Here is a 14,873-nt window from a genome sequence, read left to right on the forward strand (position 1 = left end):
TGAGCGGCGCGGGTCCCGGCCGGGGTCGGCGTGCCTCTGTCCACACCGGACCGGAGGGCGTGGCGGCCGGGCGTCGAGCGCGCCCGGGTAGCGCGACCAGGTGACCTTCGGGCAGCGGTCGGCGAGGTGCCGCCCGTGCCGGGGTCGGTGTATAGCGCAGGTCACACCGCGCCTGCGGCCCGCATCGTAAACGGAGCTGTCCGCGCAACTGGGCTTTTGGACGTTCTCCACAAATGCGGAGCCGTGTCATGCTTCCTCTGCGACATTCCCCTACTCGCCAGTAGGAACCAGGCTGTACAGGCGCGGTGGGGGCCGCCCCGGGGAGGGCGCGCACAGTCAACAGGAAGGCTCGGTTCGGTGTTCAGTCGTGTCGTCATCGTCAACCGTGGTGAGGCCGCCATGCGGCTCATCCACGCGGTCAGGGACTTGGCCGCGGAGACCGCCACAACGATCGAAACGGTAGCGCTGCACACCGACGTCGACCGCACGGCGACGTTCGTGCGCGAGGCGGACATCGCCTACGACCTCGGTCCGGCGTCCGCGCGCCCGTACCTGGACCTGAAAGTGCTGGAACGGGCCCTGGTCGAGACCGGTGCCGACGCGGCGTGGGTCGGCTGGGGCTTCGTCGCCGAGGACCCGGCGTTCGCCGAGCTGTGCGAGAAGGTCGGCGTGACCTTCGTCGGGCCGAGCCCGGACGCCATGCGCAAGCTCGGCGACAAGATCGGCGCGAAGCTGATCGCCGAGGAGGTCGGCGTCCCGGTCGCGCCGTGGAGCCGGGGCGCGGTCGAGTCGCTGGAGGCCGCCACCGAGTCGGCCGCGCGGATCGGCTACCCGCTGATGCTCAAGGCCACGGCGGGCGGCGGCGGGCGCGGCATCCGCGTGATCAACGACGCGGCCGAGTTGGCGGATGCCTACGAACGCACCAGCCAGGAGGCCGCGCGGGCGTTCGGCAGCGGCGTGGTCTTCCTGGAGCGCCTGGTCACCGGTGCCCGGCACGTCGAGGTGCAGGTCATCGCGGACGGCCAGGGCACGGCGTGGGCGCTGGGCGTGCGCGACTGCTCGGTGCAGCGGCGCAACCAGAAGGTCATCGAGGAGTCGGCCTCGCCCGTCCTCGGCCCGGAGCAGACGGCCGAGCTGAAGGCGTCGGCCGAGCGGCTGGCCGTCGCGGTCGGCTACCGGGGCGCGGCCACCGTGGAGTTCCTGTACCACCCCGGCGACCGGCTGTTCGCGTTCCTGGAGGTCAACACCCGCCTCCAGGTCGAGCACCCGATCACCGAGTCCACCACCGGGTTCGACCTGGTCAAGGCCCAGCTGTGGGTCGCCTCCGGCGGTCGCCTGGAGGGGTCGCCGCCGCCCGAGCGCGGTCACGCCGTCGAGGCCAGGCTCAACGCCGAGGACCCCGACCGCGACTTCGCGCCGTCGCCCGGCCGGATCGTCCGGCTGGACCTGCCCGCCGGGCCCGGCATCCGGGTCGACACCGGCGTCAGCGAGGGCGACACCATCCCCGCCGACTTCGACTCGATGATCGCCAAGATCATCGCTTACGGCCGCGACCGCGACGAGGCGCTGGGCCGGCTGCGCCGCGCCATGGCGCAGACCACCGTCGTCATCGAGGGCGGCGCGACCAACAAGAGCTTCGTGCTCGACCTGCTCGACCAGCCCGAGGTGATCGACGCCGGCGCCGACACCGGCTGGATCGACCGGGTGCGCGCCCAGGGCAGGCTCGTCTCGCACCGGCACTCCGCCATCGCGCTGGTCGCCGCCGCCATCGAGGCGTACGAGGAGGAGGAGCGCGCCGAGCGGCAGCGGCTGCTGTCCACCGCGTTCGGCGGGCGTCCGCAGGTCCGGCACGAGAGCGGCCGTCCGCTGGACCTCAAGCTGCGCGGCGTCGACTACCGGGTGCGCGTGGCCCGGGTCGGCGCGCACCGGTTCCGGGTCGGCGTCGAGGCGGGCGACGACGTCCGCGTGGCCGACGTCGAGCTGGAGCGCTTCGACCGGCACACCGGCCGGATCGTGGTCAACGGCACCCGCTTCCGCCTGCTCACCGACACGTTCGGGTCGGTGCACCTGGTCGAGGTGGACGGCGTCACGCACCGGGTCAGCCGCGACGAGGGCGGCGTCGTCCGCTCGCCCGCGCCCGCGCTGGTCGTGGCCACGCCGCTGGCCGTCGGCGCGGAGGTCGAGGCGGGCGCACCGGTCCTGGTGCTGGAGAGCATGAAGATGGAGACGGTGCTGCGCGCGCCGTTCAAGGCCCGCCTCAAGGAGTGCGCGGTCTCCGTCGGCAGCCAGGTGGAGACCGGCGCACCGCTGCTGCGGCTGGAGCCGGTCGTCGACGCCGAGGCCGAGGAGGCCCCGTCCGGCGCGACCGTCGAGCTGGACCTGCCCGCCGCGCCCGGCGAGGTCCCGGCGGCGGAGCGCGCCGCGCGCGGCCGGGAGGACCTGCGCAGCCTGCTGCTCGGGTTCGACGTCGACCCGCACGACGACGGCCGGGTGCTGGACGACTACCTCGCCGCCCGCCGGGCCGCCGCCGACGACGGCCGCCGCCCGCCCGCCGAGGAGCTGGGGCTGGTCGCCGTGTTCGCCGACCTCGCCGAGCTCAGCCGCAACCGGCCCGCCGGCGAGGACGGCGGGCAGGGGACCGGGCACGTGCACAGCGCCCGCGAGTACTTCCACACCTACCTGCAGAGCCTGGACGTGGAGCGGGCCGGGCTGCCGGAGTCGTTCCAGGCCAAGCTCGCCAAGGCGCTGGGCCACTACGGCGTCACCGAGCTGGAGCGCACGCCCGAGCTGGAAGCCGCCGTGTTCCGGATCTTCCTGGCCCAGCAGCGCGCGGCCACCGACGCGACGGTCGTCACCACCCTGCTGCGCGCCTGGCTGCGCGAGCTGCCGCCGGACGAGGCGCTGCGCGAGACCGCCGGCCTCGCCCTGGAACGCCTGGTCGCCGCGACGCAGGTCCGCTTCCCGGTGGTCGCCGACCTCGCCCGGGGCGTGGTGTTCGCGTGGTTCGGCCAGCCGCTGCTGCGCCGCAACCGGGCCCGCGTCTACGCCGACGTCCGCAAGCACCTGCGCCACCTCGACGCCGAACCGGACGCGCCGGACCGCGCCGAGCGGATCGCCGAGATGGTGCGCAGCACCGAGCCGCTGGTGCGGCTGCTCGGCCAGCGGCTGGTCCGCGCCGACCTCGACAACGCGATCATGCTGGAGGTGCTGACCCGCCGGTACTACGGCAACAAGGGCCTCACCGGGGTGCGCCGCGAGGAGGTCGCGGGCTGCACGTTCGTCGTCGCCGAGCGCGCCGACTCGTGCGTGGCCTCCACCGCCGTCGGCTTCGACGCGCTGGGCAGCGCGCTGCGCGGGCTCGCCGAGCTGGCCCGGGGCGAGGACGCCATCGACGCCGACATCTACCTGGCCTGGGAGAACCAGCCCGAGGGCTCCGAGGCGATGGCGGCGGCGCTGGCCGACGTGGTCGGCGGGGTCGCCCTGCCCGACCAGGTCCGGCGGGTCACCGCCACGGTCGCCGGCAGCGGCGGCGCGGTGATGCACCACCACTTCACCTTCCGCCCGTCCACCACCGGGATGACCGAGGAACGGCTGATCCGGGGCCTGCACCCCTACATCGCGCAGCGGATGCAGCTGGAGCGGCTGCGCAAGTTCGACCTCACCCGGCTGCCGTCGTCGGACGAGGAGGTCTACCTGTTCCAGTGCGTGGCGCGGGAGAACCCGGCCGACGACCGGCTGGTCGCCTTCGCCCAGGTCCGCGACCTGACCGAGCTGCGCGAGCAGGACGGCCGGCTGGTCGCGCTGCCCACCGCCGAGGACACCCTGGCGACGTGCCTGGACTCCATCCGCCGCGCCCGGGCGCAGCGGCCGTCGAACAAGCGGTTCACCACCAACCGGATCGTGGTCTACGTCTGGCCGCCGAGCGACATCTCGCGCGCCGAGCTCCAGACCATCGCCGGGCGCGTGCTGCCGACGACGGCGGGCGCGGGCCTGGAGGAGATCCTGTTCATCGCGCGGCAGCGCAGCCCCAAGACCGGCGAGCTGACCAAGATCGCGGTGCGGGTCTCGTTCGACGCGACCGGCGGCAGCACGCTGTCGGTGGGCGAGCCGTCGTCCGAACCGCTCGAACCGCTCGACGGCTACCGGCTCAAGGTGCTGCGGGCCAGCAGCCGCAACACCGTCTACCCGTACGAGCTGACCGGCCTGCTGGGCAGCTTCACCGAGCACGACCTGGACGAGGACCACGCCCTGGTGCCCGTCGACCGGCCGAAGGGCCGCAACTCGGCGGCGATCGTGGCCGGTGTGGTCACCACGCCGACCCGGCGCCACCCGCAGGGCGTGACCCGCGTGGTGCTGCTGGGCGACCCGACCAAGTCGCTGGGCGCGCTGTCCGAGCCGGAGTGCCGGCGGGTGATCGCCGCGCTCGACCTGGCGGAGCGGATGGGCGTGCCGCTGGAGTGGTACGCGCTGTCCGCCGGTGCCCGGATCTCGATGGAGTCCGGCACCGAGAACATGGACTGGGTGGCGGCGGCGCTCAAGCGGATCGTCGAGTTCACCCAGGACGGCGGCGAGATCAACATCGTGGTCGCGGGCATCAACGTCGGCGCGCAGCCGTACTGGAACGCCGAGGCGACCATGCTCATGCACACCAAGGGCATCCTGGTGATGACGCCGGACTCGGCCATGGTGCTCACCGGCAAGCAGGCGCTGGACTTCTCCGGCGGCGTCTCGGCCGAGGACAACTTCGGCATCGGCGGCTACGACCGGGTGATGGGCCCGAACGGCCAGGCGCAGTACTGGGCGCCGGACCTGGCCGCCGCGCGCGGCGTGCTGATGGCGCACTACGACCACACCTACGTCGCACCCGGCGAGGCCGGGCCCAGGCGGGCGCGCACGTCCGACCCGGTCGACCGGGACATCTCGGACTTCCCGCACGCGGTGCCCGACAGCGACTTCACCACCGTCGGCCAGATCTTCTCGGCCGAGGCCAACCCGGACCGCAAGAAGCCGTTCGACATCCGGACCGTGATGCGGGCGCTGTCCGACCAGGACCACCCGGTGCTGGAGCGCTGGGCGGGCATGGCCGACGCCGACACCGCCGCCGTGCAGGACGTGCACCTCGGCGGCATCCCGGTGTGCCTGCTGGGCATCGAGTCCCGGGCGGTGCCGCGCCGGGGCTTCCCGCCCACCGACGGCCCGGACACCTACACGGCGGGCACGCTGTTCCCCCGGTCGTCGAAGAAGGCCGCGCGGGCGATCAACGCGGCCAGCGGCAACCGGCCGCTGGTGGTGCTGGCCAACCTGTCCGGCTTCGACGGCTCGCCGGAGTCGATGCGCAAGCTCCAGTTGGAGTACGGCGCGGAGATCGGCCGCGCGATCGTGAACTTCCAGGGCCCGATCGTGTTCGTGGTGATCTCGCGCTACCACGGCGGCGCGTTCGTGGTCTTCTCGAAGGCGCTCAACCCGCAGATGACCGTGCTGGCGCTGGAGGGCTCGTTCGCCTCCGTGCTGGGCGGGGCACCGGCGGCGGCGGCGGTGTTCTCGGGCGACGTGAACGCCCGCACGGCGTCGGACGCGCGGGTGCGGGAGCTGGAGGCCCGGGTGCTCGCGGCGACCGGCGCCGACCGCGCGGCGCTGACGGCGGAGCTGGACGAGCTGCGGTCGTCGGTGCGGGCGGAGAAGCTGAACGAGGTGGCCGCCGAGTTCGACCGGGTGCACAACATCCAGCGCGCGGTGGAGGTCGGGTCGGTGGACGCGGTGATCCGGGCGGCGGAGCTGCGGCCCCGGGTGATCGAGGCCATCGAGGCTCGGCTGCGGTAGGGCCGGGTCTGCCGGTCGGGTCTGTTGGCTGGGGGTTTGTGGCTCGGGTGTGAGGGTTCTGCTGTGGTCTGGAGCACAGTGGGAACAAGGTGGCGGCACCGGCCGTTGTACGCAGCGGTCGGTGCGGTCCGTGTCCCCGGGCCTCACCAGAAATGCCTTCGCGGAATACCGTTCGGCTGGAGCCGCGTCGCGCACACCGCCGAGAGGCGACCGCCGTGCCGACCCTCGCTCCTGCGGGCGTGACCGGCCCCGGCCGGCACGTACCGCGGGGGCGTTTTCTTCGTCGGCTTGGTTCGTGGGGGTTCGAGGTGGGCTCGCCCCCGGAGGCCGGAATTGTTCACCACCGGGACGTGCTGACTGCGGCCAGGAGCGGGGGCGGGAGGGGTGAAGCCCGCCGATGCCGTCGGTGGTGGTGATGGTGGTGGGCGGTGTTGCGTTCGGGGTTTCGGGGTTCTTGGGTTATGGGGTTATGGCCAGTAGGCGGTTGGGGGAGGCTCTGGGGTCTGAGATCGTGTTCTTCGTGCTGTTGTTGATCAGTGTGGTTGCCACCTGGGCGGGGGTCAGGGTGGGGGTTGCGGACAGGAGCAGGGCTGCCGCGCCGGAGACGTGTGGTGTCGCCATGGACGTGCCGGACAGGTCCGCCGAGTCCGTGTCGCTGCCGGTGTAAGCCGAGGTGATGCTGTCGCCCGGCGCGAACAGGTCGACGCAGCTCCCGTAGTTCGAGAAGTACGCCCGGCGGTCGGTCCAGTCGCTCGCCGCCGCCGTCAGCGCCTCGCGCACCCGGGACGGCGAGTGCCGGCACGCGTCGTCGGACTCGTTGCCGGCCGCGACCACGGCCACCACGCCGTCGGCGATGGTGCGGCGCACCGCGTCCTCGATGACCTTGTCGGGTGCGTCGCCGCCCAGGCTCATGTTCGCCACCGCCGGACCGGATGCGTGGTGGGCGACCACCCAGTCCAGCGCCTCCGCGACGTCCTCGCTGCTGCCGTTGCCGCCGCAGTCGAACACCTTCGCCGAGACCAGTTTCACGCCCTTCGCCACGCCGTACGACTGGCCGCCGACGGTGCCGGCGACGTGCGTGCCGTGCCCGTGGCAGTCCTCCTGCTGGTCGTCCACGGTGTTCGTGCCCCAGACGGCCCGCCCGCCGAAGTCGCGGTGGCTGACCCGGATTCCGGTGTCGACCACGTACACGGTCACGTTCGACGCGGTGGTGGGGTACCGGTAGTTGTCGTCCAACGGGAGTCGGCGCTGGTCGACCCGGTCCAGTCCCCACGACGGCGGGTTGCGTTGTTCACCGGACAGGGTGATCCGCTGGTTCTGCTGCACGTAGGAGACGGCCGGGTCGGCGGCCAGTCGGCGGGCGTCGCGGGCCGTCATGCGCACCGAGAACCCGTGGAACACGTGGGAGAACTGGTGGACGACGGTTCCCGAGTACCGGGCCGCCAGGGAGTCGTTCGTGGGTTTCTCCTTCAGGACTACGACATAGCTGCCGTCGATCGCGCCGGGTGTGTTCGCGCCCAGCACGTCGGCCACCGCGACCGGGGTGACGCCGACCAGTCCGCCCGCCACTGCCGCCACGACCGCGATCGAAGATCTCGTCCTCATCGCACCTCCTGTGCGTCTCCGGATTTCGGCAGGTTAGGACGGTTCCCCGGCGCGGTGACAACAACGGTTCGGGCGATTGCTCCGTGCCCGAGCGGAAAGCAGCCGAACGGTCGCGCTACCAACGTCCGGCGTTCGCGTCGAATGGCCGACCGGGCGGATTTTCGGCACTGTTGTCCGGAAACGGCGCTGTTTCGGGAGTCGGACAGGGTAAGGCGGAAGTCGTCAACTGGAGGGTCGGGAGTGCTGAGCCCGTGGCCCGGGATGGGGTGTTCCGGATCGGCAGCGTGACCAAGACGTTCGTGGCCGTGGTGGTCCTGCAACTGGTCGGTGAGGGCCTTCTGGTGCTGACGCTCAAGTGCGGCAGGAAGATTCCGGGGCACAACGGTTCGATCTTCGGGTGGTTCACCGACGTGTGGGTGAGCGAGGACGGGTCGACGCGGTTGGTGTTGTCGCCAACCTGGCGCGGGGCGAGGTGCCGGCGATCTCGGAGTTGCACGAGAAGGTGTTCTGCTGAGGGGGAGGTGGTGGGGTGCGGGGCGGGCGGAGCGCCAGGGGTGTGGTGCTCCGCCCGGTCGGGTGTGGGTGTGTCGGTGATCGTCCTAGTGGGACTTGGTGATGTTGACGATCGTGTCGCCCCAGGTGAAGCGGGCGTTGCGGCGGTACTGGTTGTAGGACCAGGTCTGGTAGCGCTGGTAGGCGGGCCACGGGTCGCCGACCAGGATGGTCTGGTTGGTGGTGTCGTAGCCGTAGATCACCTCGGCGTGGCCGCCGCCCGAGGTCCAGTAGATGCCGGTGAGGTTGGGGATCCCGGCGTCGATCTGCTGGGTGATGGACGCGTAGGTGATCGTCCCGTCGGCGTCCTCGGCGGTGAAGCCGGTGCCCCGGAAGCCGTCGACGATCTCCGGGATCTCCGCGCCCTCGTTCGGGCAGTACCCCGGTGACGTGTTCTTGCCCGCCGCGCAGAACGCCTGCTGGGTGGTGCCGGCACCGAGCAGGCGCTCGATGCTGGCGCCCGTCGCGGCCCAGCACCACTGGTCCTGCTGCTGCACCTGCTGGGTGTAGTTGAGCCGCTTGGCGGCCTGGGGTGTCACGCCGCCGAGCGCGGCCGGCGGCGTGACGTCCCGGACCTCGGCGTGCTCCCGGGTCTTGATCACCCCGTGGGGTGCGTCCCGGTCGCCGGTCGCCGACGCCGGTGGTGTCAGCACGGCCGTGGCCGCGAGCACGGCGGAGGCCAGGCAGGGCAGGCCCCGTCGGATCATCTTCCGATTCACGGTGTTCTCCTTGCAGGGGAGGGTTTCCGGTGTTGCGCCGGTCGACCGTTCGAGGGTCGGCCGGGCACCCACGGTGCTCAGGCCGCGCTTTCTTGGACAACCGCCGGTGGTCCGCCGGCGGCGTCCGCGTGATTGTTCACGGGGCGTGGGCGAAGTCGGAAACCCGTGCCGGCGGGCGTTCGGTCGAGTGCCTGCGGTGCGGGGAACGGGGCGTCGAGAACATTCACCGGGTGTTCACCCGGCGTGAATCGGGATCGGTTGGGTGGAATGCGGTCAGGGGGTGATGCCGTGCCAGAAGTCGCAGTGGTGCTGTCGGCCGATCTCGCCGGTCATCGTGCTGTTGCCCGCCGGCAGCAGGGACATGACGCGCGGGTCGTCGGCGGTGTACGGGGTCCACAGCGGGGTGCCGGGGACGGTGGGGTTGCCGGTGCGGGCGAAACCCGTCCACTGCGCGACGAGTTGCCGGCCGTACGCGCTCTGGTTGGCGTTCCACGTGCCGCTGCCGACGAAGTACAGGAAGTTGTTCTCCGACACGTGGAATGCGCCGTTGGGCTTGGTCTGGTCCAGCCAGGTCGCGGGCGGGGAGTCCGGGTTGTCCACCTGGTAGGCGAAGACCGGCAGGTGCCGGGACAGGTGCCGGGCGGTGAGCAGTGACGGGCACACCGAGTTCGAGTCGGCGACGATCGTGCGGTAGGCCAGGAAGGCGGACGGCTCGGGGAACCGCTCCAGCGGGTACCGCGCGAACACCTCGTCGGCGTGCTCCCCGTACTGCTCACCGACCAGTTTCCGGTACTGCTCGGGTGTTTCGGCGGGGGCCAGTTGCACTTCGTCGCGGGCGACGCCGGCCATCACGCGCGCGGGGTTGAGCCGGCCGCGTTCGATCGCGCGGGCCGGGGACAGCGGGATGGTGACGCCGTCCACCACGGGCGCGATGGTGCCACTGGTCGCTCCCATGCCGTTGCCCGCCTGCTCGACCAGCCGGGCGGCCGGCAGTGCGCGCAGGCACGCGGCGACGTCGTCGGTGCAGCCCAGCGACTCGGCGAACCGGGCCCCGGCGCGCTGCGCCTCGCGCTCGCTCGGCCAGCGGGCCTTGCAGTCCTGCGGCTGCCACGAGGTGTCCTTGCCCAGCAACGAGTTGTAGAGGCCGCTCTGGATGATCCCCTTGTGGAACAGGCCGCGTGCGGCGGGGGAGACGAGCTGCGCGCACACGCTGGACCCGCCGGCCGACGCGCCGTAGATGGTGACGTTGCCGGGATCGCCGCCGAACGCCGCGATGTTGCGGCGCACCCAGCGCAGTGCGGCCTGCTGGTCCTGCAACGCGTAGTTGCCCGAGTTCGGGCCGAGCTCCGCTGCGGCGAGGAAGCCGAGCACCCCCAGCCGGTAGTTGATCTCGACGCTGACCACCCGCCCGGCGGCGGCCATCCGGCTCGCGTCGGTGGGGCCGAACAGCAGGAAGCCGCCGCCGTGGATCTGCACCATCACCGGCAGCGGCTCGGAGCCCCGGTCGAGCGGGACGCGCACGTCGAGGTTCAGGCAGTCCTCGGCGGTGGGCGCCGAAGTGGGCTGCGGGCACCGGTTCCCGGGTTCGGTGGCGGCGAACTCCCCCGACCACGGCGGCACCGGGTGCGGCGGCCTCCAGCGCAGCGCGCCGACCGGCGCCGCCGCGTACCGGATGCCCAGCCACGACGTGACCCCGTTGCCGACCACGCCGCAGACCGCGCCCTCGGCGGTGCGCACCGAGGTACCCGGCGCGCAGGCCGGCGCGGCGGCGGGCGCGGTCGAACTCGCGGTCCCCGACAGCACCACGGCGGCGGCGCTGACCGCCGCGACGACCGTAGTCCGTGCTCTCATTCGGCTCACCCCTCACAGGCCGGGACATCAGGGGGCCCATGCTGGGAGGGCGCGCGGACCCGGGTCGAGGGGGATCACCCGGCCGCGCCTGCGGCATCCGTGGCGTCCGGCGCGCGGTGCTGCGATCGGTGGGCAGCGGGACCGCCGATCGTCGGCGCTATGCCGGGCGGCGCGCGAAAACGAGCGCGCCCGGGGTGCGGTCGTCCGGCTTGACGAGCAGGTGCGCCTCGATCTCGAAACCCGCGTCGCGCAGGCGGCCGGCGACCTCGCCCGGATGGCGGCGGTGCACGTGCACCTTCATCGGGTGGCCGCCGTAGCCCTCGGTCTTGAGCGTGGTGCCGTCGCCGACGTGGAAGCCGACCAGCACCGGGCCGCCGGGGCGCACGACCCGCCGGAAGTGCGCGAGCACGCCGGGCAGGCCGTCGTCCGGGACGTGGATCAGCGACCAGAACGCGAGCAGGCCGGCCACCGAGTCGTCGGGCAGGTCCAGGTCGGTCATCGAGCCGACGTCGAACCGCAGTCCGGGGTGCTCCCGCCGGGCCGTCTCGACCATCCCCGGCGACAGGTCGAGGCCGAACGCGTCGACGCCGAGCCGGTGCAGGTGGGCCGTCACCTGGCCGGGTCCGCAGCCCACGTCCGCGACCGGGCCGCCGCCTGCCGCCGTGACCTGGTCGGCGAACAGCGCCAGGGAGGCCAGCAGGTAGGGGTGCTCGTCCAGGGTGTGCCCGACGAGGTCGTTGTAGCTGTGCGCCACGGTGTCGTAGGAGGTGCGGGTGTCCGCCAGCCAGGTGTCCGATCGCATGGCGGACAAGGGTAATCGGCGCTCCCCGTCACGCGGCCGGGCCGGTGGGCCGCCCGACGGCGAGGGCCCGCGCGCGGTCGTCGTCCGCGACGCGCTCGGCGAGGCACGTCCGGTGCGCGAGCACCGTGTGGCCGCCGGGACCGTCGAGGCTGCGGACGTCCAGGACCAGGCCGTCGCCGCCGGCGCTGAGGGTGGTGGGCAGGCCGCAGAAGGAGCACGGCCGGCGGAACGCGGCGAAGTCCGCCGGGTCCAGGCTGAGCCGCACCCACGCGGGCGGGGTGAGCCGCGAGATCCGGTCCACGACGGCGTCCACCTCGCGGCCGACCTCGGGCGGGTCCGCCGCGTCGACCGACGCGCCGACCTCCTCGTGGCCGACGATCCGGACGAGCGCGCCCCACGGCTGGTGCTCCAGCACCAGCGCGCGCACCCGCCGGCCGGGCAGCAGCGCCAGGCTCGCGGTCTCGAACCGCTCGTCGGGCGCCCACGGCGGCGGGCCGGCGGGAGGCGCGACCGGCCCGTCGCCGTGCCCGGGGTGCAGCAGCAGTTGCGGGCCCGCGCCGCGCGCGCCGAGGCTGTCGTCCGGGTTGAGGACGCGGCAGCGCCGCAGGGACAGGCAGCCGCAGCCGATGCAGCCGGTCAGCTCGCGCTCCAGGTGCTCGACCTCGCGCCGCCGGGCGTCGAGGTGGTCGCGCCACCGCCCGGCGATGCGCGCCCAGTCGCCCCGGCCCGGCATCCGGTCCTCGGGCAGGTCGGCGAACACCTCGGCCACCTCGGCGAGCGGGATGCCGAGCCGCTTGGCGAACAGCACCAGCGACAGCCGGCGCAGCACGTGCCGGCGGTAGCGGCGCTGGTTGCCGGCGGTGCGGTCGGAGGAGATGAGGCCCTGCTCCTCGTAGAACCGGACGGCCGAGGTGGCGACGCCCGCCCGCCGGGCCAGTTCGCCGATGGTCAGCAGGTCGGTGGGGGTCTGGGGCACGGGTCCTCGCTGACTTCAAGGGGACTTGAAGGCCGAGGGTAGTGCCGCCGTCCGCGCGGCACGGCGTCGCCGTGCCGGGTCGCGTTCGGCGCGGTGGTGGGCCCCCGGCGAACCCACCACCGCACCGGCCCGGATCAGCCGGCGGGTCGCTCGCCGACGCCGCCGACCACCGCGGTGGTCACCGAGGAGCAGCTGGTGACGGTGCCCGGCGGGACGCCGGGGAACAGCGAGTCCGACACCTGCCGCTCGCCGATCACCTCGCCGGTCGCGGGATCGAGGATGATCTCCTGGCGGTTGCCGTCCTCGGTGACGCCCAGCGCCACGCCCCGGCGGCCGTCGAGGTCGGCGGCGTTGTCGGTGACGTCCAGGCCGGGCACGAAGGTCAACGCCCGCAACAGGGTCGCGCGGACCGCAGCGGGCAGCATCCCGGCGCGCAACGCGTCGGCGGCGTAGACGAGGGCGTGCGCGTCGCCGCCGCTGTCCGCGCGCAGCCGCTCGTAGAGCCGCTCGGGATCGGTCGGCAGGCCCGCGACGAACTGCGGCTTGGGGAACTGCCAGTTGCCGTGCTCGGGGGCGTTCTCGACGAAGTTGCCGCCCTTGGCGCGCTGCTCCGGCCACGGCGACTCCTCGATCACCACGCCGGCCGCGCGTGCCTCCGCCTCGGTGCCCTCGAGCCACTTCCGGTTGCCGGTCTCCCGCCGCCGCCGCACCCACTCGCCCTCGGGGTCGGCCGGGATCCAGACCTCGATCACGTTCTCGTTGAGGTAGGAGAAGTTGCGGGTCTCGGTTCCCATTTCCCGCGCCCACCACGCGTGGGTGCCCAGGTAGCGGTAGTGGCCGGCGGGCACCACCGCGTCCCTTGCCCGCGCGGCGAGTTCGGCGGCACCGGTCAGCGCCTCGCGGGCCTGGGCGGTGGCGGAGGAGGGCGTGAACACGACCGTCTGCGCCACCACACCTCCGACCGCGAGCACCACGACCGCAGCCGCCGCCGCCCACCACCGCCGTGCCGGCCGCGCCCTACGGCTTTTCGCCGCCCCGATCGGCACGACGTCGGCCTGCGCCGCCTCGGTGTCGGGCGCGTCGGGTGCCACCGCGCCGGACGCCGCCGCCATCAGGTTCTCCCGGACGGCGGTGAGACCCCGCTGGTCGGTCTTGATGTCCTCGTACAGCTCGGACAGGGCGTGGTCCACCTCGTCGTCGGTCCACACACCGGCCTGTTCGCGCTCACGCATCGCCGTCCTCCGTTCCGCTGGTCGCAACAGGGCTGTGTGACTGCAATGACTTGCGCACCCGGTGCAGGCGCGAGTGGACCGTGCCCACCGGGATGCCCATGGCCTGGGCCACCTCGGTCGAGGTCAGCCGGCCCCACGACGTCAGCAGCAGCACGTCCCGGTCGCCCGGTTCCAGCGCGGCCAGCGCGCCGGCCAGGTGCCGCAGGCGCTGCTGCGCGGCGACCCGCTCGGTCGAGCGGACCTCGGGGGACTCCGGCGGCACCCGGTCCGCCCCGGCCGCCCGCGCGCGGGCCTGCCACCCCCGGACCTCCTGCCGCACGTGCCGCCGCAGCAGGTTGCCGGCGATCCCGTACAGCCAGGGCCGCACCCCGGCCCGCGCCGGGTCGTAGGCGTGCCGCTGTTGCAGGGCCACCAGGAAGGTCTCGGAGACCAGGTCGTCGGCCGTCTGGTCGCCGACCCGGCGGGACAGGTAGGCGTGCAGCGACCCGGCGTGCTCGTCGAAGAGCCCGCCGAACACCGACGCCGGGTCGGGTCCTGACAGGTCCGGGTGGTCACCGGGCGGCGGCCACCGGTCGGGCTCCGCTGATCTGGCGGTCATCCTCGTCACGCCAGTACTTGCCCGCAGCCCGGCGAACCCTTCACGGCGGGCCGGGTACCCCGCGCCACCCCGCCGGCCGGTCAGCCCGGCGGGATGCGCACGGCGATCTCGTCGCCGAGCCGGGCACCCCCGAGCAGTTCGAGGTCGTCCCCGCTCCAGAAGCGGCCGGGGTCGTACCAGTTGGGGCTGCGGTCGGCCGGCAGCAGGCCCATCGCCTGGTAGGTCACCGCGACCACCTCGGCGCAGTAGGCGGTCTCCAGGGCGATGTCGGCCCGCTTGCGCAGCGGGACCCGGCCCCGCAGCCAGCGCGACGCCAGCCGGGCCGTGGACGGGAACGGCGTGCCGTCCATCCGGGCGATCGTGCGCAGCACGGCGTCCTCGACCTCGCGGGTGACCTGGTGGTCCAGCTGCCGCAACCAGGCCCGCTGCCCGTACTTGCGCGCCCAGGTCAGCACGGCTTCGCGCAGGTCGTGCAACTGGGCACCGCGCTGCTGCCGCCCGGACCACAGGTCGGGCAGCGAGCGGCCCAGCTCGGCGTGCCACATCAGCGGCGGCAGGTCGTCGACCACCACGGCCATGCCGACGTGGTTGACCGGGCTGTTGGTCAACGCCTGGATCGCCCGGTCGGCGGCGCTGCGGCCCCGGAACACCCACACATCGCCGGTGCGGGTCGAGTCGAGGGCTTCGTCCAAGGAGATGCCTGCCACGACCCGGTAGC

The 14,873-nt window shown here is 73.3% G+C and carries 9 protein-coding genes and 1 pseudogene; 2 read left to right on the forward strand and 8 right to left on the reverse strand.

The features are described 5' to 3' along the window. Positions 1–357 precede the first annotated feature (357 nt). Complete coding sequence (locus AB0I60_RS19630) at positions 358–5,820, forward strand: carboxyl transferase domain-containing protein (protein ID WP_360731687.1); 5,463 nt, start codon at positions 358–360, stop codon at positions 5,818–5,820. Between the two features lie 459 nt (positions 5,821–6,279). On the opposite strand, the gene AB0I60_RS19635 is transcribed toward AB0I60_RS19630, so the two are convergent. Further along, complete coding sequence (locus AB0I60_RS19635) at positions 6,280–7,425, reverse strand: S8 family peptidase (RefSeq protein WP_360731688.1); 1,146 nt, start codon at positions 7,423–7,425, stop codon at positions 6,280–6,282. A 170-nt stretch (positions 7,426–7,595) separates the two neighbouring features. On the opposite strand from AB0I60_RS19635, the pseudogene AB0I60_RS19640 reads away from it, so the two are divergent. Beyond that, positions 7,596–7,772: pseudogene (locus tag AB0I60_RS19640) on the forward strand (serine hydrolase); the annotation flags it as partial. 252 nt (positions 7,773–8,024) lie between these two features. Here AB0I60_RS19640 and AB0I60_RS19645 read toward each other — a convergent pair. The 7 genes from AB0I60_RS19645 to AB0I60_RS19675 all read right to left on the reverse strand — a co-directional run bounded on the left by AB0I60_RS19645 (position 8,025) and on the right by AB0I60_RS19675 (position 14,862). Further along, positions 8,025–8,696 (reverse strand): papain-like cysteine protease family protein, encoded by a 672-nt coding sequence (locus AB0I60_RS19645; protein ID WP_360731690.1) that lies wholly within the window; start codon positions 8,694–8,696, stop codon positions 8,025–8,027. Positions 8,697–8,969: 273 nt separating this feature from the next. Beyond that, entirely contained in the window at positions 8,970–10,547 is a 1,578-nt protein-coding gene (locus AB0I60_RS19650; protein WP_360731691.1) for a carboxylesterase family protein, read from the reverse strand. A 157-nt stretch (positions 10,548–10,704) separates the two neighbouring features. Then, positions 10,705–11,349: a class I SAM-dependent methyltransferase gene (locus AB0I60_RS19655; RefSeq protein WP_360731693.1), complete on the reverse strand. Its 645-nt coding sequence runs from the start codon at positions 11,347–11,349 to the stop codon at positions 10,705–10,707. 28 nt (positions 11,350–11,377) lie between these two features. Continuing rightward, positions 11,378–12,325 (reverse strand): redox-sensitive transcriptional activator SoxR, encoded by a 948-nt coding sequence (gene soxR, locus AB0I60_RS19660; RefSeq protein ID WP_360731694.1) that lies wholly within the window; start codon positions 12,323–12,325, stop codon positions 11,378–11,380. 134 nt (positions 12,326–12,459) lie between these two features. Continuing rightward, complete coding sequence (locus tag AB0I60_RS19665) at positions 12,460–13,557, reverse strand: CU044_5270 family protein (RefSeq protein WP_360731696.1); 1,098 nt, start codon at positions 13,555–13,557, stop codon at positions 12,460–12,462. Next, positions 13,550–14,155, reverse strand: coding sequence for an RNA polymerase sigma factor (locus AB0I60_RS19670; RefSeq protein WP_360731698.1), 606 nt, complete (start codon positions 14,153–14,155; stop codon positions 13,550–13,552). The genes AB0I60_RS19665 and AB0I60_RS19670 overlap by 8 nt, the downstream gene beginning before the upstream one ends. Positions 14,156–14,235: 80 nt before the next feature. Beyond that, positions 14,236–14,862, reverse strand: a complete 627-nt coding sequence (locus AB0I60_RS19675; RefSeq protein WP_360731700.1) for a hypothetical protein — start codon at positions 14,860–14,862, stop codon at positions 14,236–14,238. Positions 14,863–14,873: the final 11 nt, after the last annotated feature.

The organism is Actinosynnema sp. NPDC050436, from assembly GCF_040655415.1.
GTDB lineage: Bacteria > Actinomycetota > Actinomycetes > Mycobacteriales > Pseudonocardiaceae > Actinosynnema.